This is a genomic window from Variovorax sp. P2_H12 (genome assembly GCF_056403395.1).
This window is the reverse complement of record NZ_JBFUFO010000021.1, coordinates 56,033-75,575: the sequence shown is the minus strand read 5'-3', so window position 1 is coordinate 75,575 and position 19,543 is coordinate 56,033. Positions and strand designations below refer to the sequence as shown.

General features: G+C 63.7%; 18 protein-coding genes. 16 read left to right on the top strand and 2 right to left on the bottom strand.

From position 1 onward, the window contains the following. Window positions 1-211: 211 nt before the first annotated feature. Both AC1DYK_RS16575 and AC1DYK_RS16570 read right to left on the bottom strand, forming a co-directional pair. Window positions 212-1,144, bottom strand: a complete 933-nt coding sequence (locus tag AC1DYK_RS16575) for a MurR/RpiR family transcriptional regulator (protein ID WP_478167318.1) — start codon at window positions 1,142-1,144, stop codon at window positions 212-214. Next, window positions 1,125-2,555 carry an amidase gene (locus AC1DYK_RS16570; RefSeq protein WP_478167317.1) on the bottom strand — a complete coding sequence of 477 codons (1,431 nt, stop codon included), beginning with the start codon at window positions 2,553-2,555 and terminating at the stop codon, window positions 1,125-1,127. Before AC1DYK_RS16570 ends, AC1DYK_RS16575 begins: the two co-directional genes overlap by 20 nt. A 180-nt stretch (window positions 2,556-2,735) precedes the next feature. Between AC1DYK_RS16570 and AC1DYK_RS16565 the strand changes: the two genes are divergently transcribed. The 16 genes from AC1DYK_RS16565 to AC1DYK_RS16490 all read left to right on the top strand — a co-directional run bounded on the left by AC1DYK_RS16565 (window position 2,736) and on the right by AC1DYK_RS16490 (window position 19,538). After that, window positions 2,736-4,358, top strand: coding sequence for an ABC transporter substrate-binding protein (locus tag AC1DYK_RS16565; protein ID WP_478167316.1), 1,623 nt, complete (start codon window positions 2,736-2,738; stop codon window positions 4,356-4,358). 47 nt (window positions 4,359-4,405) lie between these two features. Continuing rightward, a complete protein-coding gene (locus AC1DYK_RS16560) occupies window positions 4,406-5,377 on the top strand; it encodes an ABC transporter permease (protein WP_478167315.1) in 972 nt (323 codons plus the stop codon). After that, a complete protein-coding gene (locus AC1DYK_RS16555) occupies window positions 5,374-6,228 on the top strand; it encodes an ABC transporter permease (RefSeq protein WP_478090063.1) in 855 nt (284 codons plus the stop codon). Before AC1DYK_RS16560 ends, AC1DYK_RS16555 begins: the two co-directional genes overlap by 4 nt. Beyond that, window positions 6,225-7,205, top strand: coding sequence for an ABC transporter ATP-binding protein (locus AC1DYK_RS16550; protein WP_478167314.1), 981 nt, complete (start codon window positions 6,225-6,227; stop codon window positions 7,203-7,205). The genes AC1DYK_RS16555 and AC1DYK_RS16550 overlap by 4 nt, the downstream gene beginning before the upstream one ends. Next, window positions 7,205-7,969 (top strand): ATP-binding cassette domain-containing protein, encoded by a 765-nt coding sequence (locus AC1DYK_RS16545; protein ID WP_478167313.1) that lies wholly within the window; start codon window positions 7,205-7,207, stop codon window positions 7,967-7,969. Before AC1DYK_RS16550 ends, AC1DYK_RS16545 begins: the two co-directional genes overlap by 1 nt. 38 nt (window positions 7,970-8,007) lie before the next feature. After that, window positions 8,008-8,862, top strand: a complete 855-nt coding sequence (locus tag AC1DYK_RS16540) for a carbon-nitrogen hydrolase family protein (RefSeq protein WP_478167312.1) — start codon at window positions 8,008-8,010, stop codon at window positions 8,860-8,862. Between the two features lie 34 nt (window positions 8,863-8,896). Next, on the top strand, window positions 8,897-10,213 hold the full coding sequence (locus AC1DYK_RS16535) for a M20 family metallopeptidase (RefSeq protein WP_478167311.1): 1,317 nt from the start codon (window positions 8,897-8,899) through the stop codon (window positions 10,211-10,213). A 73-nt stretch (window positions 10,214-10,286) separates the two neighbouring features. After that, entirely contained in the window at window positions 10,287-10,490 is a 204-nt protein-coding gene (locus AC1DYK_RS16530) for a hypothetical protein (protein WP_478093458.1), read from the top strand. A gap of 70 nt (window positions 10,491-10,560) precedes the next feature. After that, window positions 10,561-11,826 carry a Glu/Leu/Phe/Val family dehydrogenase gene (locus AC1DYK_RS16525; protein WP_478167346.1) on the top strand — a complete coding sequence of 422 codons (1,266 nt, stop codon included), beginning with the start codon at window positions 10,561-10,563 and terminating at the stop codon, window positions 11,824-11,826. Window positions 11,827-11,830: 4 nt separating this feature from the next. After that, window positions 11,831-13,147 (top strand): NAD(P)/FAD-dependent oxidoreductase, encoded by a 1,317-nt coding sequence (locus AC1DYK_RS16520; protein WP_478167310.1) that lies wholly within the window; start codon window positions 11,831-11,833, stop codon window positions 13,145-13,147. Window positions 13,148-13,225: 78 nt separating this feature from the next. Beyond that, window positions 13,226-13,360 (top strand): hypothetical protein, encoded by a 135-nt coding sequence (locus AC1DYK_RS16515; protein WP_478167309.1) that lies wholly within the window; start codon window positions 13,226-13,228, stop codon window positions 13,358-13,360. Window positions 13,361-13,561: 201 nt separating this feature from the next. Continuing rightward, window positions 13,562-13,810, top strand: a complete 249-nt coding sequence (locus AC1DYK_RS16510) for a hypothetical protein (RefSeq protein ID WP_478167308.1) — start codon at window positions 13,562-13,564, stop codon at window positions 13,808-13,810. Window positions 13,811-13,949: 139 nt separating this feature from the next. Next, window positions 13,950-15,758: a serine hydrolase domain-containing protein gene (locus AC1DYK_RS16505; RefSeq protein ID WP_478167307.1), complete on the top strand. Its 1,809-nt coding sequence runs from the start codon at window positions 13,950-13,952 to the stop codon at window positions 15,756-15,758. Window positions 15,759-16,187: 429 nt separating this feature from the next. Next, complete coding sequence (locus AC1DYK_RS16500) at window positions 16,188-16,550, top strand: hypothetical protein (RefSeq protein ID WP_478167306.1); 363 nt, start codon at window positions 16,188-16,190, stop codon at window positions 16,548-16,550. 663 nt (window positions 16,551-17,213) lie between these two features. Next, entirely contained in the window at window positions 17,214-18,407 is a 1,194-nt protein-coding gene (locus tag AC1DYK_RS16495) for a CaiB/BaiF CoA transferase family protein (RefSeq protein ID WP_478167305.1), read from the top strand. Between the two features lie 159 nt (window positions 18,408-18,566). Then, window positions 18,567-19,538 (top strand): Bug family tripartite tricarboxylate transporter substrate binding protein, encoded by a 972-nt coding sequence (locus AC1DYK_RS16490; RefSeq protein ID WP_478167304.1) that lies wholly within the window; start codon window positions 18,567-18,569, stop codon window positions 19,536-19,538. Window positions 19,539-19,543: the final 5 nt, after the last annotated feature.

Below are 19,543 nucleotides of genomic sequence, written 5' to 3'. Positions count from 1 at the left end.
TCAAGGGCTCTGAATTTCTCCATGTCATGGTGGTGATGAACGACAAGCTGGCCGGCGGCAACCAAATTTCCTACGACAAGATGTTGGGGCTCTGTTGAATTTCAAATGGGATGCGGGGCTTGCGGGTTGATCGCATGAAAGTCGAACTTCCCCGCGATCAGCGGTTCGAAAAAACCCAACTCAAGCCCGCGTGGCGTTCACCGCGCGCGAATCAGTCGACGAACATGCCGAACGAGTCCTGCAACGCGCGAAGAGCCTTCAGCCGGTCGGCGGTGCGGTGCCTTAGCTTGCAGGCCACCTGGTCGAGCATCAAATTGGTGAGGCTCAAGTAAGGCGCCTGCGCGTCCCAGAACAGGTTGCTCTCGGTATTGACGGTGAAGACCGCGTCGGTGCAGTCGCGAGCCCAGTGGCAGTGGGTGTCGCAAATTATCACGAGCGGGACACCCTGCTGGCGGCACTGCTGCCCCAGCAACTGGCTGAACTTTGTGTAGCGACGCATTTCGAACAGCACCAGGCATGGACGTTTCGCGCTGCCAGCGAACAACTCCGCGAAGGTGCCGTCGCGGCCATCGAGCATACCGACCCCGGGGCGCAAGTACTGCAACCGGGCCGCGAAATCGGCGGCAAGGCCGCCCAAGGTCTGGAAGCCCGCGACGAACACCTGGTCGCTCGTGACGAGCCGCGCAACGGTCTGGTTCCACAATGGTGTGCCGACCTGCTCGTACACCGCGATCAGTGCGTTCACTTCGAGCTGGAGGTTGTCGTGCAGCGCGACACCATCGCGGTCGTTGCCGCGGATGCGGTCGAGCCGGTCGCTGACCAGCAGGCCGGGAGTGGTGGCAGTGCCGCGCAATTCGTTCTTCAGTTGATCAAACCCTCGATACCCGAGCGAGCGCAGGAACCGGCTGACTGTCATCGCGCTGACGCCCACCTTGTCCGCAATCGCAGCAGCGTGTTCGAACGGCAGCAGGTGCTCGTTGGCCAGCATGTAGCTTGCGATCCTGCGGGACGAAGGTGTCATGTCCGGGTAGGCCCCGGCTATGCGGTCGCTGAGCGTCGCGCCTACGCCACCCCCGCGCGCCGGCCGTTTCGCGGCCGTCTTCGCGGCGCTGCCCGCGCTCCGTTCAGACTGGCGCGGGGACATGGTCGAACCAAGGCTGCGCCTGTTCCAGCTGGCCGGCGAGTCGAAACAGCAGGTCTTCCCGACCGAACGCCGCACTGAACATCACGCCCACCGGTAAGCCGTCCGGGGTCCAGTGCAGCGGCACCGACATGCTGGGCGCGCCGCTCATGTTGAAGAGGTTGCAGAACGGGGTAAAACGCATATGTGTCCGAGTGTACGCTTCGAGCTCGGGATTGCTCATGCTCAGCGGGCCGAGTGGCACGGCGACCTGCGCCAGGGTCGGACTGAGCACGATGTCGTACCGCTCGTGGAACGCCGCCATGCGGCGGCCGTGCTGGTGGATCCTGAGCAGCGCGTCCGCATGGTCCAGCGCGGAGAGCGTGGCTGCATGGCGAACAGCGCGCCACGTCACGGGTTCGACATCGTCCTCGCGCAGTGCGCGTCCCAGCACCGCTGCCTGTCGGTGCAGGGCGCCGCTCACGCCGGTGGCCACCAGCGCCCAGGAAGCGGTTCCCAGCTCTTCCATGTTCCCGGGCAGTTGTGCCTCTTCGACGATGTGCCCGAGGCTCGAGACCAACTGCGCGGCGCTCCGGGCTGCAACGATGCACTCCGTATCGACCGGGGAGCCGGAGAGCGGTGCAAGTTGCAGCGCCACGCGCAGCCGGCCCGGGTCGGCCCCGACCTCGCTGAGGTACTTGCGCGCGACTGGAGGGGCGGCATAAGGGTCGCCCGGGGCGGCGCCTTGGGTCTCATCCAGCAGTGCGGCACTGTCACGCACGCTCCGCGTGAGGACGTGAGCGACGCCCATGCTGCCCCAGCTTTCTCCAATCACCGGGCCCAGCGGTGTGCGGGCACGGGTCGGCTTCAGCCCGAACAGGCCGCAGCAAGACGCCGGGATGCGGATCGAGCCGCCGCCGTCGCTGCCCTGGGCTGCCGGCACGATGCCGACAGCGACCGCGGCGCCGGCACCGCCCGACGATCCCCCCGAGGTGTGCTCGTGATTCCACGGATTGCGCGTGATCCCATGGAGCGCAGTCTCGGTGGAAGCGGCAAGGCCCATTTCCGGGGTGTTGGTCTTGCCGAAGATCACGAGGCCCGCCCGCTTGTAGCGCTCGACCAGCGTCGAGTCCGCAGGCGCCACGCTGTCGGCAAAAAGCTTGCTGCAATTGCTCGTCGCCGTCCCGGCGAGCTGCACGGAGATGTCTTTCAGCAGGAACGGAACGCCCCTGAACGGGCCGTCCGGCAGCCCGTTTCGGATCGCCGCGCGTGCCAGATCGTAATGCGTCTGGGACAGGGCGCCGATCAGCGGGTTTACTGATTGGGCGCGATCGATGGCCGTTTGCAGCAATTCGTCGGGGGTGATGTCGCCCCTGGCCACCCGTTGGGCCAGGCCGATCGCATCGTGGCTGCGGTACTCGTCAAAAGTCAGCACGTAATCATCCTTTCGCGCGGCGCGCGTAGGCAGCCAGTATGCGCCTGTCGGCAGCTGAATGTTATGCAAGCAACAGCATTGACATGACGATATTTCGATAACATAATCGCACGGCACTGAAATGACAGTCGAACCACGCGCTGGCGCGAACCCGACGACCTACTCAAAGGAGCGTTCCCAATGAAGATTCCTATGCTCGCCTGTGGCAAGCGCGGCGCGGCGACCTTGATCGCCGCCGCCATCCTCTTCGCCCCCTGCACCGTGCTGGCGCAAAAGGCGCTCAGCTGGGGCGTCGGCGGCGACGTGGACAGCATGGACGTGCACGTCGCGGGTACCGTCAACTCATGGCAGATATACGAGATGGTTTATGAGACGTTACTCACGATCGACAAGGACATGAGGCTTCGTCCTGGGCTGGCTGAGAGCTGGAAGCAGACGTCGCCGACCAGCTATACGCTCACGCTGCGCAGGGACGCAAAATGGTCCAACGGTCGTCCGGTTGTCGCAGCCGACGTGATCGGCAGCCTTGAGCGCATCACGGGCGTGGAGATCAATGCGGCCGGCGTGGCGGCGGCGAAGACCGAAGACGACGCGAAGAAGGCGAGCGGTAAGATCTCGTCGTACTGGTCCCGTCAATTTGGGGTCATCAAGTCGATGTCCGCGCCCGACGAGCACACTGTCCGCGTGGAGCTTGAAAAACCGCACACTGCCTTCCTGCCGGCACTTGCGCACATCACGGCGGCGGTCATCCCGATGAAGGAGCTGAAGGATGGCAGCTACGATCCGTCCAAGCAGCTCATGGGCTCCGGCCCGTTCATGGTCAGCGCCTACAAGCCCAAGGAAAGTTGGGCCCTGGTGCGCAACCCGTACTACTGGCGCAAGGGCTATCCGAAAGTCGACAAACTCAATGTGCTGATCATCCCGGACGACGCGGCGCGCGTGGCGGCGTTGCGGGACGGCCGGATCGACTACTCGACGTTTTCCAATCCGGACATCGGCCGCCTGGTGGCCGGTGACAAGCGCCTGGTCGTCGACACACAGGCGACGAGTAATTACTACCGCCTCGACATCAACGCGCTGTCGGACAAGTCGGCCTTCAAAGACAAGCGGATTCGCCAAGCGATGAATCTGGCGATCGACCGCGATGCGATCGCGAACATCGTGTTTGCAGGCGCCTCGAAACCCGACTACCCGGTACCCAGCGCCTTCGGCAAGAACGCGTGCAGGGACGTCGACACCTACCGGCTGCCGCGCGCGGAGCGGCTGGACAAGGCGAAGAAGCTGATGGCCGCGGCCGGCAAGCAAAGCGTGGATGTCGAGGTGATCGCCTCAACCGCAGACCCGATCTACGCGCGAATTGCGCAGGTGATCCAGCAGAACGTGAGGCAGGTCGGCATCAACATCAAGATCCAGCAGATGCCCGCGGCCGAATACCTCAACAAGACCTTCAACAAGGGTGAGTTCGATGCCTCCCTGTCGTGGCTGGCCGGATACAGCGACCCGAGCATGGTTGTGGCCTGGTGGAACCCGAAGTATGCGGTCTGGAATACGGTGTTCCAAGAATACGTCCCGGCGCTGGCCGACTTGCTCGACAAGACGAAGAGTGCCCCTGAAGGCGCCGAGCGCGACGCCCAGCTGGCCGAGGTGTGCCGCATGATCGACGATGGAGCGAACATCCTCGCGCTGGTCACCAAGGTGGACTTCATCGTGCATCGAGGCGACACCATGGACATCCGGCTCGACCCGGTGTCCGGCTCCTCGAACACGTTCCAGTATGTGGCCGAGTTCGGCTCGAAGCGATGATTGCGCCAGCACACCCACGGAATCGGCAGCTTGCTCGCGTTCGAGCAGTGAGCGCGCGTCTGATTCCCTTCCTTGCGCCGAGGCTCGGGATCGCGGTGATCACGATGCTCGGGGTCGCTCTGATGGTCTTCGTCGCGCTTCGCCTGCTGCCCGGCGGCTACGCCGATGTCCTTCTCGGACCCTTCGCCACGCCGGAGGCGCGCGCGATAATCGGCGCGAAGTACGGACTCGATCAGCCTGTGCCCATCCAGTTCCTCAAGTGGCTCACGGCGCTGATGCGCGGCGACTTCGGCGTTTCAATGGTGAACAAGAGCCCCGTGATTGACGAGCTGCTCCGTCGGCTGCCAGTGACGGCTGAAATCGCAGTGCTGACGCTGGCGTTCGCGCTTGGCGTCGGCTTTCCGCTCGGGATCGCCAGCGGCATTCGATCGAGCGCCAGCGGAACAGGGGGGGCGGGCCGGCTGGTGGGTGCACTTGGCGCCAGCGTGCCGGAGTTCGTGCTCGGCAGCGCTCTGATATTCCTGTTCTCGCGTTGGTCGCTGGGCCTGAAGGTAGGCGGCTTCGTTCCGCTGATGCAGGACCCCTGGGAAAACCTGCGATCCGTCGTGCTGCCCACCGCTTCCCTCAGCATCTTCGGCATCGCCCTCATCCTGCGGACCACCCGGGATGCGGTCCTGAGGGTGATGACCGAGGGACATATTCTGGCAGCGGTGGCCCGTGGCGAGACGCCGAACCAGATCGTGCGGCACCACATCCTGCGCAACGCGGCTATCCCGATCGTCACCGTGACTGCTACCTATTTCGGCTTCCTGCTCGGTGGCGCGATCATCGCCGAGATCCTGTTCTCGATCCCCGGTGTCGGGTACTACATCTTCAGTTCGCTCGAGAGCCGCGACTACGCGGTGGTGCAGGCTGGTGTGCTGGTGGCGTCATTTGCCTTCATCTCGCTCAACATGCTCGCGGACGTGGCGTATGCGCTGATCGACCCACGCATTGGCGCTAAGAGGGCCAGCACGTGAAGCTACTGTCTAGCCGCGCTGCGCTGCGCGTCCTGGGGGGTGACCGGCTCGGCCTGCTCGGTGCGTGCCTGCTCGCGCTGTTCCTGTTTCTCGGCGTCTTCGGCCCCCACCTGCCGCTTGGGGATCCGACGGCGATCGGCGCGGGTGTACGGCTCGGCGCGCCGACTGCACAGTTCCTCTTCGGCACCGACGAACTCGGCCGGGACTATCTGCCACGCGTGGTCGAAGGCATTGGTGCGACCTTCCTGCTGTCCTCGATCGCGGTGGTCATCACCGCAGTCATCGGCGCTTTCCTGGGTATCGCCGCCGGCTATCTGGGCGGGGCCGTCGATAGTGTGATCGCGCGCTGCGCGGACGTGCTGTTCGCCTTTCCGGCGCTGCTGTTCGGGTTGCTCGCCGCCGCCGTGATTGGCCCGGGCAGCACATCTGCCATCGTCGTGATCTCCACGGCGACGCTGCCGCTGTTCATTCGCGTGATTCGTTCAGTGTCGCTCACAGTAGGGGAGCGCGAATTCGTCGTCTCGTCGGTCATCGCCGGCGCGTCGACGATGCGCGTGATGGTGGTACACATCCTGCCGAACGTCATGGGCGCGGCCATCGTCCAGCTGACCTACGCGCTGTCGGTCGGCATGCTGATCGAGAGCGGCCTGAGCTTCCTCGGGCTGGGCGTGCAACCGCCGAGCGCGTCGCTCGGCTCGCTGCTCCGACTCGGGAGCGTCTACCTAACGGTGGCGCCATGGCTGGTATTGATCCCCGGCGTCGTGCTGGCGTTAGCGATCGCATCCGTCAACTTGCTTGGCGACGCTATCCGGGATGGTTTGGAGCCCCTGCGTGGGAGGCCACTGACATGACGAAACGAGTTGAAATCCGGGATCTCGTAGTGTCGTACGCGTCGCGCGACAGCTCGATTTGCGCACTTGATGGCGTGAGCCTTGCGATCGCCGCCGACGAGACGATCGGCATCGTCGGGGAAAGTGGGTCAGGCAAGTCCACACTCGGCATGACCATCGGCCGCTTGCTGGCTCCGAATGCAACTTTCGACGGCGGCGACGTCTTGGTCGAAGGCCGTTCGATTCTGCGCTGCACGGACGCGCAACTGCGCGCCGTCCGACGCGACCGGCTCGGTTTCGTCTTCCAAAACCCGATGTTGGCGCTGGACCCGACGATGCGCATTGGCCGCCAGATTGCCCTCGCGCTGAACTTGCCTTCCGGCTCGGCCCGCATCATCGAACTGCTCGCGAAAGCGAGCCTGAGCGATCCCGCCAGGGTGGCGGCCTGCTTCCCACACGAATTGTCCGGCGGCATGGCGCAGCGGGTGGTGATCGCCCTGGCGATCGCGCGCAACCCCGCGGTCGTGATCGCCGACGAACCGACCGCGTCCCTCGATGCCTCCATCACGGGCGCGATACTCGACTTGCTTATGGCGCTCGGCCGCGACACTGGCGCCAGCTTGGTGATCACGAGCCACGATTTGCGGATGGTCGCCCGGCGCTGCGCGCGCATCCTCGTCATGTATGGCGGCCGCGTCGTTGAGTCAGGCGAGAGCCGCCAGGTCTTCGCCGCGCCCCGTCACCCCTACACGCAGGCGTTGGTGCGGGCTGCGGCCGGCAACGAAGGCCCCGGTGGCCAGCTTCAACCTATTCCCGGAGTGCCGCCCGTGCTGCACCAGCGATCAACCAATTGCGCATTCGCGGCGCGTTGCGCGCATGCGCAGCCGATCTGTCACAGCCAGCGCCCGGCTGACGTCAACCTGCGAGGACGGGTGGTCGCGTGCCACTTTGCGCTCGACGGCAACACTGTTCCTGCCAAGCCCTTGGAAGCGACGTGATGGTCACCGCCCAACCTACCATCCAGTTGCGCGGACTCGGTGTCACCTACCGCAAGGGTCCGCCTTGGCACCGCATCCCCGTACCCGCCGTCAATCGGGTCGACCTCGACATCGCCCCGGGCGAAACGGTCGGCCTGGTCGGCGAATCCGGATCGGGCAAGACAACGCTGGGGAGGATCATGCTCGGCCTCGTGCGGCCCACCTTCGGGACTTTTCTGTTCGAAGGCAAGCCGTTCGATCCCGTCGTGCGGCGGCAGGGCGCGCTGTCGGTGGTCTTCCAGCATCCGGAGTGGGCATTGAACCCTCGCCTGCGCTGCGGCGCCTCGATTGCCGAGCCGTTGCTGATCCAGAAACTCGGCGACCGCGCCGAGCGACAGCGCCGGGTCGCCGCCATGCTCGCCGAGGTCGGCCTCGACGGCGAGCTCGCGGCCCGCTACCCGGGCGAGCTGTCGGGCGGGCAGCGCCAGCGCATGGCGATCGCACGGGCGCTGATCACGAGCCCACGGTTTATCGTGTTCGACGAGGCAGTGAGCGCGCTCGACGTCTCGGTGCAGAGCCAGATCCTGAATCTGATCCGCGGCCTGCAACAGCAGCACCGCTTCGCCGCACTGTTCATTTCGCACGATCTCGCGGCGACCCGCTACGTCTCGCACCGGATCGCGGTCATGCGCGCGGGCGACTTGGTGGAAGTCGCTTCCGCGCAGCAGTTCTATACCCGTCCCGAGCACCCGTACAGCCGTGCGCTGCACGATTCGATCGTGTGACGACCCCGACCGCGCGAGTCGATTCCTGGAGACCCTGTTTGAAGCCTTTCTCTATCGCTGGCCTGCAACTCGCCCTGGCGCCCGGGGACAATCGAGACCGCATCGAGCGCGAAATCGCGTCGACGGTGAAGCGCTTTCCATGGGTGCAGATGGTCCTGTTGCCTGAACTTGCCTCGTTCGGCTCGGCGCTCGGCAGCGCCGAACCATTGCCGGGACCGACCGAGGCGCGTTATCAGGCGCTCGCCCGAAAGCTCGGCATCTGGCTCGTGCCCGGATCGTTGTACGAACGGGAAGGTGACCGCATCTACAACACCGCCATCGCGATCGACCCGGCGGGCATCACCGTTGCCCGTTATCGCAAGATCTATCCGTTTCTGCCTTACGAAGCCGGCGTCGCCCATGGCAGGGAATGCGTGGTGTTCGACGTGCCGGAGGTCGGGCGCTTTGGCCTGTCGATCTGCTACGACCAATGGTTTCCGGAAGTGGCCCGAGCTCTCGCGTGGAAAGGGGCGGAAGTCATCCTGCATCCCACGCTCACCAGCACGACCGATCGTGCCCAGGAGCTTGTGCTGGCGCAGGCGAACGCCATCGTGAACCAGTGCTACTTTGTGGACATCAACAATGCGGGGGAGCTTGGCAACGGCCGCTCGATCATTGTCGGGCCCGAAGGCGAGGTCATCCACCAGGCCGGCGAGCACAACGAGGTCATTCCGGTGACGCTCGACCTGGAGCGGGTCCGCGCGTCCCGCAGGCGCGGGATCAACGGGCTGGGCCAGATGCTGAAGTCCTTTCGCGATACGCGCGTCGACTTTCCGTGCTACGCGAACCCGCCGGCCGATTCGCGAAGCTTGCGTGAGTTGGGACCGCTGACGCTGCCGGCGCGCGGCGAGTAATTGTGAATGCGCGCCAGCGCGATGGAGGAACGCAATGAGCACCTTGACCTCGAGCACCTTGAATGAACAGCAGATCCTGGGCGCCGTCCGCAGTTTGAAAGGGGAGAGCGTCGACATGCTGTGCGAACTGGTGGCGCATGCGTCGCTGCTGGGGGAGGAAGCCCCGGCGCAGGCCGTGATGGCGCGCAAGTTTGACCAACTCGGGCTGAAGGTCGATGAGTTCGAGATCGATGAATCGAAGATCCAGCAGCATCCAGGCTACTCGCCTTCGCTCATTTCATACCACGGCCGACGCAACGTGGTGGGCGTGCACAGACCGCGTGGCGCCACAACCGGTCGCTCGCTGATCCTGAACGGACACATTGACGTGGTGCCAATCGGCCATCCGCAGCTGTGGGCGACGCCGCCCTTCGAGCCGCGCATTGTCGGCGATCGCGTTTACGGGCGTGGTGCTGCCGACATGAAGGCGGGCATCGTCGCCTACACGATGGCGTTCAAGGCGTTGCGCCAGCTTGGCTTCGAACCGGCAGCGCCGCTCTACCTGCAGTCTGTAATCGAGGAGGAGTGCACCGGCAACGGTGCGCTGGCCTGCCTCGTCGCCGGCTACACGGCGGATGCGGCACTGATCCCGGAGCCTAGCCAGGAATGCGTCATGACTGCCCAGATCGGCGTGATGTGGATGGCGATCGAAGTCTTTGGCGTGCCCGTGCATGCGTCGCGTGCACAGGAGGGCATTGCCGCGACCGAGTTCGCCCAATACCTGGTCGACGAACTGCGCGCCCTGGAGCGGCAGTGGAACCAGCCCGAAGCGCGCCATCCGATGTACTGCGAGCATGCGCACCCGATCAACTTCAACCTTGGCCGGCTGGCGGGCGGCGAGTGGACCTCATCGGTGCCCACGCATTGCCGCGCGGACCTGCGAATCGGCTACTACCCGGGGCGGCCAGTCGTTGAGGTGCAGGCCGAGATCGAAGCATTGCTGAAGGCAGCGCACGCCCGGCATCCGCGCGCCGCCAACGTCCGGTACGAGGTGGTCTACGGCGGATTTCAATCCGAGGGCGTCGTGGTTGACATGGAAGCGCCCGTGATCTCCACCTTGATGCAGTGCCACCAGGACCTGTTGGAGGCCCAGCCCGGAACAACTGCCTTCACGGCAACGACCGACGTGAAGTTCTTTCACCTCTACGGAAAAATCCCGTCGACTTGCTACGGGCCCACCGGCGAGAGCATTCACGGCGTCGACGAATGGGTATCGATCGAGAGCCTGCAGCGCGTGACGGCGGTCTACGCCCTGTTCATTGCAAGGTGGTGCGGAGTAAATCGGCTTGCGGACCGTTCTGGAGGGCGTTGATCCGGCGTACCACTGCGGTACGCAGCCGGCGGGCGCTTTTTTGCCCGCGCGCCGGCGAACAACTGGCGTCTACATGTCGACCACCCACCTTGCCGCCCCGCAGGCCGCCGATGCAGACCGCGTGCCGCCGAACAACCCCGACTGGCGCCGTCGCAAGGACGAGGCCACGCCGCGCGGCGTCGCGGTGCAGCAGACCTTCTACGCCGCCCGTGCCGAGAACGCCGAGCTGATCGACGACTACCTCGTCACCAAATACGTGGCCCTGGCGGGCCTGTGAGCCGCATCCAATGAACCACCGCACCACCTCCACCGAACTGGCCGACGCCAACGCCAACGACGTCAAAGGCATGCTGTCCTATGTCCAGCCCACGGCCGTCAGCCCCTGGGGCACTTACCTCACGCAGGTCGACCGCGTCGTGCCGTACCTCGGCCCGCTGGCGCGCTGGGCCGAGACGCTCAAGCGCCCCAAGCGCGCGCTGATCGTCGATATCCCGGTCGAGCTGGACAACGGCGCGGTGGCCCACTTCGAGGGCTACCGCGTGCAGCACAACCTGTCGCGCGGGCCCGGCAAGGGCGGCGTGCGCTACCACCCCGATGTGACGCTGGAAGAGGTGATGGCGCTGTCGGCCTGGATGACGGTGAAGAACGCGGCCGTGAACCTGCCGTACGGCGGCGCCAAGGGCGGCATCCGCGTCGACCCGAAGGGGTTGTCCATCAAGGAGCTGGAGCGCATCACGCGGCGCTACACCAGCGAGATCGGCATCATTATCGGGCCGCAGCAGGACATCCCGGCGCCCGACGTCAACACCAACGCACAGGTGATGGCGTGGATGATGGACACCTACTCGATGAACACCGGCGCCACCGCCACCGGCGTGGTCACTGGCAAGCCGCTGCACCTGGGCGGCTCGCTGGGCCGCGTCAAGGCCACCGGGCGAGGCGTGTTCGTCACCGGCCGCGAGGCGATGCAGCGGTTGGGCATCGAGCTGGCCGGCGCGCGCGTCGCGGTGCAGGGCTTCGGCAATGTCGGCGGCGTGGCGGCTGAACTGTTCGCGCAGGCCGGCGCGCGCATCGTCGCAGCGCAGGACCACACCGGCACCGTATACCAGTCCGGCGGCCTGGACGTGGCGGCGCTACAGGCCCACGTGGCACAGCATGGCGGCGTGCATGCTTTTGCGGGCGCCGAGGTGCTGGGCGACGATGCCTTCTGGGACGTACCCACAGAGGTGCTGATTCCGGCCGCGCTGGAAGGTCAATTGACCGCGGAGCGGGCCGGGCGCTTGGCCGCGCGGCTGGTGCTCGAGGGCGCCAACGGGCCAACCGTGCCGCGGGCCGATGACATCTTGGCCGAGCGCGGCATCACCGTGGTGCCCGACGTGATCTGCAATGCCGGCGGCGTCACGGTGTCGTACTTCGAATGGGTGCAAGACTTTTCCAGTTTCTTCTGGTCCGAGGAGGAGATCAACCAGCGACTGGACAAGATCATCCTCGATGCCTTCCGGCACATCTGGCACACGGCTGACACGCACTGCATCGGGCTGCGCACGGCGGCCTTCGTTGTGGCCTGCTCGCGCATCCTGACGGCGCGGCAGGAACGCGGCCTGTACCCCTGACGCGATGGCCAGCCCCGTGCATCGCATCGTAGTGGTTGGGGGGGGCGCCGGTGGCCTGGAGCTGGCGACGCGGCTGGGCAATCGCCTGGGCCGCCGCGGCTGTGCCCACGTCACGCTCATCGACCGCAACCGCACCCACTTCTGGAAGCCCCACCTCCACGAGATTGCCGCCGGCAGCATGAACCTCGGCCTGCACGAGCTGAGCTACATGGCGCAGGCGCACTGGCATGGCTTCACCGACCGCATCGGGGAGATGACCGGGCTGGACCGCGACCGCCGCGTCGTGCAGGTGGCGCCGCATCTCGATGAGCACGGTCGGCCGGTGACACCGGCGCGCGAGTTCCTGTACGACACGCTGGTCATCGCGGTCGGCAGCCAGACCAACGACTTCGGCACGCCCGGCGTGCGCGAACACGCGGTGGCGCTGGAGACACCGGCCGATGCCGAGCGCTTCCACCGTCGGCTGGTCAACGCCTGCATCCGCGCCCATGCGCAGAGCTCGCCCCTGGCGCCCTGGCAGTTGAAGGTGGCCATCATCGGCGCCGGTGCCACCGGCGTGGAACTGGCCGCCGAGCTGCAGCGCACGACGCGCGAGCTGATCAGCTACGGCCTCGACCGGCTCGACCATGCGCGGCACATCGGCATCCACCTCATCGAGGCCGGCCCGCGTGTGCTGCCGGCGCTGCCCGAGCGGCTGTCGGCCGGTGCCCTGCGGCAGTTGCAGGCCCAGCACGTGACCGTGCACACCGGCGCCCGCGTCGCCGCGGTGGACGGGCAGGGCGTGCAGCTGGCCGACGGCCGGCGCATCGATGCCGAGCTGGTGGTGTGGGCCGCGGGCATCCGCGCGCCGGCATTTTTGACCGGGCTGGGATTGGAAACCAATGCATTGAACCAGCTGAAGGTGCTGCCGACGCTGCAGACCACGCAGGACGAGCACGTGTTCGCCGTTGGCGACTGTGCCGCCTGCCCATGGCTGGGCCGCGAGCCGGCTACCGTGCCGCCGCGCGCGCAAGCCGCGCACCAGCAGGCCACGCATGTGGCCGATGCCCTGGCGCGCCGGCTGCGCGGCCGACCGCTCAAGCCTTGGCACTACCGCGACTTCGGGTCGTTGGTCTCGCTGGGGCGCTACAGCACGGTGGGCAACCTGATGGGCAGCCTGAAGGGGGGAACTCTGTGGCTGGACGGGTACTTCGCGTGGGTGATGTACCTGTCGCTCTACCAGATGCACCAGCACGTGCTGCATGGCGCGGCACGGGTCGTGCTCAACATGCTCGGGCACTTCTTCACGCGCCGCACCCGCCCGCGCGTGAAGCTCCATTGAGCCGTTGGGGCATGGCACCCCAATGGGTTACGCACACGAGGGATTGGTCGGGGCGGCAAGGGCATCACCCCGTCGAGCATGTGGGCCTACGACGCCAAGCTGAACACCCCGTTGTTCGACGTGGCGAAGGCAAAGCAGCTGATCGAATCTTCCGGCGTTCCGAAGGAGCAGCGCAAGCTCACCGCGGCTTACATCAGCAACAGCGAGGAGTAAAAGAACTCGCTGCTGCTGTTCAAGGCCAACCTGGAGAAGATCGGCGTCGAGCTGGAGCTCAAACCCGGACCCCGGGGCAAGATCTGGGACGACGCGAAGAAATTCGAGTCGGTACCGAACATGATCTCAATGACCTGGTGGCCGGCCTACGCCACGCCGTCGGACTGACTGATCGGCCTGTTCCGCACCGAGAAGCCGACCGTGTTCAACCTGTCGCACTACTCGAACCCGGCCTTCGACGAGCTGGTCAAACAAGGGCGTCGAGAAGGAAGCCAGCGACCGCGTGGCCGCCACACCAAGACCGCCAACCCGGACATGATGTCCGGCCCCAACACGCCGTCGGTGTTCGGCGTACGCGGCGGCAAGCAGGTGGCCGAGAGCCTGACCGGCAAGTTCGCTCTGGAGACCAACAACATCGGAGCCGACGGCACGATCGCCGCCCGCTTCTGAGGCCGCTGGATCTCAGGGGATACGGCAGCAGGATTGACGCCGGGACGTGAGCATTCATGAGGGAGGGTTACAGGCGAATTGCAGGGGTGACTATTGAGTCATCTTTAGGCAGTCCAAAAATCCAAATCGGAAACAAATAATGACAAGCCTTCAACTTCTAAAAACGCTGTGCGCCGCCGCATGCGTGGCTGGGGCGCTGAGTGCCCGCGGAACAGGAGGACAGGTTGATAACATCGAATCTTATGCGCCTCTTTATGCGCCTTTGTCAGGTACCGGCGCGGTCGCCCGCACCGCCGCCAATCTCAGCTACGCCACCTTGATGGGTAGCTCCGCCAGCTTGGTCGACTATGGCGCCTTTGCCGTTCCAACGAACGCAGCCAACCCCGGCCAAACTTTCGAGGGCACACTGAAGCTAAATAACCTCGGCACCACTGGTAGCTTCAGTGAACAGGGCACCTCGCGTGCCGTTTTTTACCAGGATCCGGGCCACCTACCCGCCTTTTCTTTTCAGTTCGTTCAGACCGGAACGCACATCGTCCCCGTCGCGCGCGGCTTGATCAGCACCACCCATCCAAATTGGTCCTACATCCTAGAACCGGGTCGGGTTTGGAAGGAAACGAACGATCAAGGCTACGCCCGCGCAGCTATGCCTTTTTCCCTGCAGGAGAAAGGCGCGAACTGCACCCATAACGGGGTGATGAGCTTTCTCTTCAAGTCTGACGGTAGCGTCAGCAAAGTTGCCTACCAGATCGCTGGCGAGACGTGCCAGTACTTCAAATTCAATATGTGGGGCCTTGCGGCGGCTAGCTACACGCCACAAACCATCGACAACGCCGCCGAAACAATCGCCGCCTACCAGACCGAAGTCGCCGCACGCATGCCGACCAGGCCAATCGATCAGTTAGCCACTGATTTCCCCGCCTCTGGAATCGTGCCAGCAAATATCGGCAGCGAACAATCCCTTTCTGCCAGGAGCCTCTGGGGAGTTGCCACTGACGGCATCAACTACGTCGGCGGCTGCGAAACACGCTATGGAACCTATCCGTTTTGCGATGTCATCGACCTGCCCTCCTACTCGCTGGCCAAATCGGTGGCTGGGGCCATTGGCCTGATGCGGATTGAGAAGAAGTATGAAGGTGTTCAGAGCGCGATGACCATACAAGCGACGGTAGGGCCGTGCTCCGGCGACCAATGGAGGGAAGTAACACTACTGAATACGCTGGACATGGCGACGGGCAACTATGCGAGTACCGGCTATGAGGTGGACGAACGCTCCGCAAACGCATACAGCAATTTCTTCAGCGTCAATACGTACAGCGAGAAAGCCACTCATGCCTGCAGCTATTCCAGGATGTCCACGCCTGGAACAACCTGGGTCTATCACACCTCCGACACCTTTCTGCTCGGCTCCGCTCTCAACATGATCTATAAACATTGGGAAGGCGATACCAAGGACTACTACCGCGATATGCTGGTGACCGAGCTGTGGAAGCCGCTGAAAATGAGCCCAACCACTTGGACCTCCACCCGTGTCATCGACAGCGTCGCCCATCCCTTTACCGGCTATGGCCTCACCTTTCACCATGACGACATGGTCAAGATCGGTGAATTCCTGAACAAGAACAACGCGTCCATCGCCGGTGTCCAGATGCTCGACAGCACCCTCTACGACGAAGCCATGCAAAGAACCAGCAACCACGGTCTGACCGCCGGCGCCGCCAGCTACAAGTATCTGCACGGCTTCTGGGCTTGGGACGCGGGCAGCCCGGATTCAGACGCGGCTGTCTGCCCAAATGCGAAGTGGATTCCCTTTATGTCCGGATTCGGCGGCATCGGCCTTGTCCTTCTTCCAAACAATATGGTGTATTACTACGTAAGTGACAATCACGAGTATGGGTTCAAAAACGCAGTGATCGAACTGAATAAGATCCGGAGCATCTGCAAATAGACATGATGGTCGCCGTCCCATGGTAGGCGGCCGGCTCCAACATCGTAGATTGAACGCCGAGGCGTGTAGAGCTACATGCTGTGACTTTCGTCGTCAGCAACACAAGGAGACCGACCATGAAAGAGCGTACCAAGTTTCACGTGGGCCTGGATGTCCATAAGGACAGCATCAGTGTTGGCGCGGCCGAGTTGGGTCGAGCACCGGCACCTTGATTGGCAAGGTGACGCACGATCTGAACAAGCTTCTGAAAGTGTTGACCAAGATCGGATCCGCCGAGCAGTTGCACATCGTGTATGAGGCTGGACCGACCGGCCTCGGGCTGCAACGCGCCTTGAAGGAAAGGGGCTACCTCTGCGAGATCATTGCCCCTTCGCAGATCCCGCGGCGTCCGGGCGACCGAGTCAAGCCGATTGACGTGACTGCATTCAATTGGCCGAGTGCTCCCGCGTCGGACAGTTCAGTGCGGTGTGGATACCCGAGCCTGGCGACGGAGCGATCCGCGACTTGGCGCGGGCGCGCGAAGACGCCGTCAACAGCCGCGTCCAGGCCCGACACCAACTCAAGGGCTTCTTGCTGCGCCACGACATTCGCTACCCCGGCAAGACCTCGTGGAGCATTGCCTACTACCGCTGGCTGTCGACGCTGAACCTCGACGCCGGCGCCACCCAGACGGCGTTTACCGAGAAATGGCACACGGTCGAGGCCGCTGACGAGCGAGTCGATCGGTTGATGGAGGCGCTGGTGGCGTCGATCACGAACCGGCGTTTCGAGCCTGTAGTCCGTGCGCTCTAAGCTCAGCGACCATTGCAGCAAAGACGTCGCGGCAATCCCAAAGGCGGCGATCATAGGTGTTCAGTCCACCATCTACATCTGAACATCCGAGGGCCGGCTGTAGCGGCTGCGAAGCTCGAGCTGTGCTCGCGTCGCATGTGTCCTTCACTCAGCGCAAGCATTTCGCGATCCAGCTGCCCGGTGCGCGCGCGAAGTCCAGCAACTCGCGCCGCCGCGCCAGGCTCATGACCGAACCAGAGGGTACTGGTGCGACGGCGTGACGAAGATCAGCCACGGCGGCGTGCCACCGCGCGGCCAGGCCGCCGGCCCCACCTCGACGCGCAGCGGCCGCACGCGTGCTGAGCCCATCTGAAGCATTTTGTGGAAGCCCCAGTGGCCCGGCTCCTCGACCCACTTCGGGCGTGGTCTCGGCGACGAAGGTGACCATGCGTTCCCTCGACGAAGCGCTGTCGTCAAACGGAGGTAGCCGTATCGGCCCTTATAAGAATCGAGGCAATTTAAAATGTGTGCCTTGAGATCGACATACCTGTCTGCTGACGCGCACCTGCGCGCGTAACCGCTCCAAGCCAACTAGTGAGCGCAAACCTTTGTGCTGACCGTTGATATATCAGGAAGACCGTGCCGTAATCGTGTCGTCCCATACGAAAAGCGAGTCGTGTAAGCATGAGAGGTTATGTCAAGCAAGGTGCACTCGCGCCACTGCGAGTGCTGGATCTTAGTCAAGCGCGAGCCGGTCCTGTGTGCGCAATGCATCTGGCGGGCTTCGGCGCCGAAGTGCTCAAAATCGAGACGCCTATCGGTGCGGCTCGAGAGGAGCTGTACGTCGGTGAACGAGATGGCGCCGACATGCAGAACCTGCATCGCAACAAGCGTTCCATCACGCTCGATCTCAAGTCCGATGGTGGCCGGGAGGTAATGCACCGCCTCGTGGCGACGTCGGACGTAGTCGTGGAAAACTTCCGACCCGATGTCAAGCGCCGACTCGGCCTCGACTATGAGAGTTTGAACCGCATCAACGGCCGCATCATTCTGGCGAGCATTTCCGGTTTTGGCCAAAATGGGCCCTACGGCAATCGCCCGGGTTTTGACCAGATCCTGCAGGGAATGTGCGGTCTGATGAGTACCACTGGTGATCCCTCCGGCGAACCAACTCGGGCTGGGGCGGCAGTGATCGATGTCGGAGCAGGCCTTTACGCTGCGATCGGAATTCTGGCGGCGCTCTTCGAGCGGGAACACAGCGGTCGCGGACAATGGGTGCAGACTTCGCTATTGAGCACTGGTATCAACCTGATGGATTTTCAGGCTGCGCGCTATCTCGCCGACGGTGTCGTCGCCGGGCGTGTTGGGAATGACCATCCCACCAACATGCCGACCTCCGCATACCGCACTGGCGATGGCTACTTGAACATCGGAGCTGGAAGCGAAGCCATGTGGGTTCGGCTGTGCGAGGCGCTGGGTGATCCGGATATGGCCACTGCTCCCAAATTCCACAAGAACGCAGACCGCGTGGCGAACAGGCAGGAACTTAACGAGCGAATCTCCGTGCTACTTCAGACGCGGACCGCTGCGGAGTGGGTGGACAAGCTCCTGGCGGCTGACGTGCCATGCGGACCGGTCTACACCATGGACCAAGTCTTCAACGACCCCCAGGTCAAGCACATTGGGATCGCTAAACCGATGTTGCATCCGCGTCGCGGAAAGCTCCATGTCGTCGGGCAAGCGGTCGAGATGTCGCGCACACCTCCCACGGTGACAGCGCCGCTGGAGGACAGGGGCGAGAGTACGGAGGCAATACTGAAGGAGCTGGGTTACGCCTCCGGAGAAATACACAGCCTTCGTGTGGCCGGGGTCATTTGACGGGGCTGTCACGCTGGAAATTCAACGTACCCGCACGGGAGCGCCCTTCGCCATCCTCAGTGGGAGACGGTCCGCCGGCGGTGCAACCGATGTTTCTGCTGCGTGGCTACCTCGCGCATCAATTCCACGACAGCATTTGGATAAGGACAGGAGACAAAAATGACAGTGAATCGTAGAGCGTTCACGACGGCACTGCTGACTGCGACGCAATTTCGCGCTGCATGGGCGCAGCCCGCATGGCCGAACAAGCCGGTGACAGTGACGGTTGGTTTTCCTCCAGGTCAGGCGACCGACATATTTGCTCGCACCGTCGCTGACGAGCTTAGCAAGTCCTTGAAACAAGCCTTTGTTATTGACAACAAGCCGGGAGCCGGTGCGACGATTGCCGCGTCCATTTCGGCCCGTGCAAAGCCGGACGGCTACACAGTGCACGTGGGGACCTCTGGCAATCTCGCGATTGCTCCGCACCAGCTTGAAAATCTCACTTACAACCCTACCCGCGACTTTGACTATGTGGCGGTGATTGGGAAGGCGCCGCTCGTACTGGTTGTTAGGCCGGACTCAAAATTCGTCAACTTGAAGCAATTGCTAGATGCGGGCACGTCGGCTGCCAATGTCGCCGTTGGCTCGGGCGGAGAGGTCCAACGTCTCGCACTGTCGCTTTTGAAGACTCAATCGAATTCGAGATTCAACGACGTGCCGTACAAGGGGTCTTCGCAAGCAATGACTGACCTGATCGGCGGCACTTTGGACGCGTCACTCGACTCCCTGACAGCGGCAGCACCGTTTATCAAGAACGGCTTGGTGCGCGCACTGGCGGTGACCTCCAGCACCCGCGTGGCATTGTTCCCGCAGGTGCCTACTGTGGCGGAAACGGTGCCGGAATTCGAGGCGGTAGGCTGGGCCTTGTTCTGTGTCCCAAGAGGAACTCCGCGTGAAATCGTCGATACCCTTTCTAGGGAAACCCTCAGTGCGCTAGCCAAGCCATCGGTCAAGACGAGATTCGATGAACTCGGCGTGGTGATACCAAAAGACAACTCTCCAGAAAACACGCGCGATTGGGTACTCGCTGAGTACAAGCGTTGGGGAGCTTTGATCCAACAGACCAAGGGTGCAGGGCCCAAGCAATAGGAGCA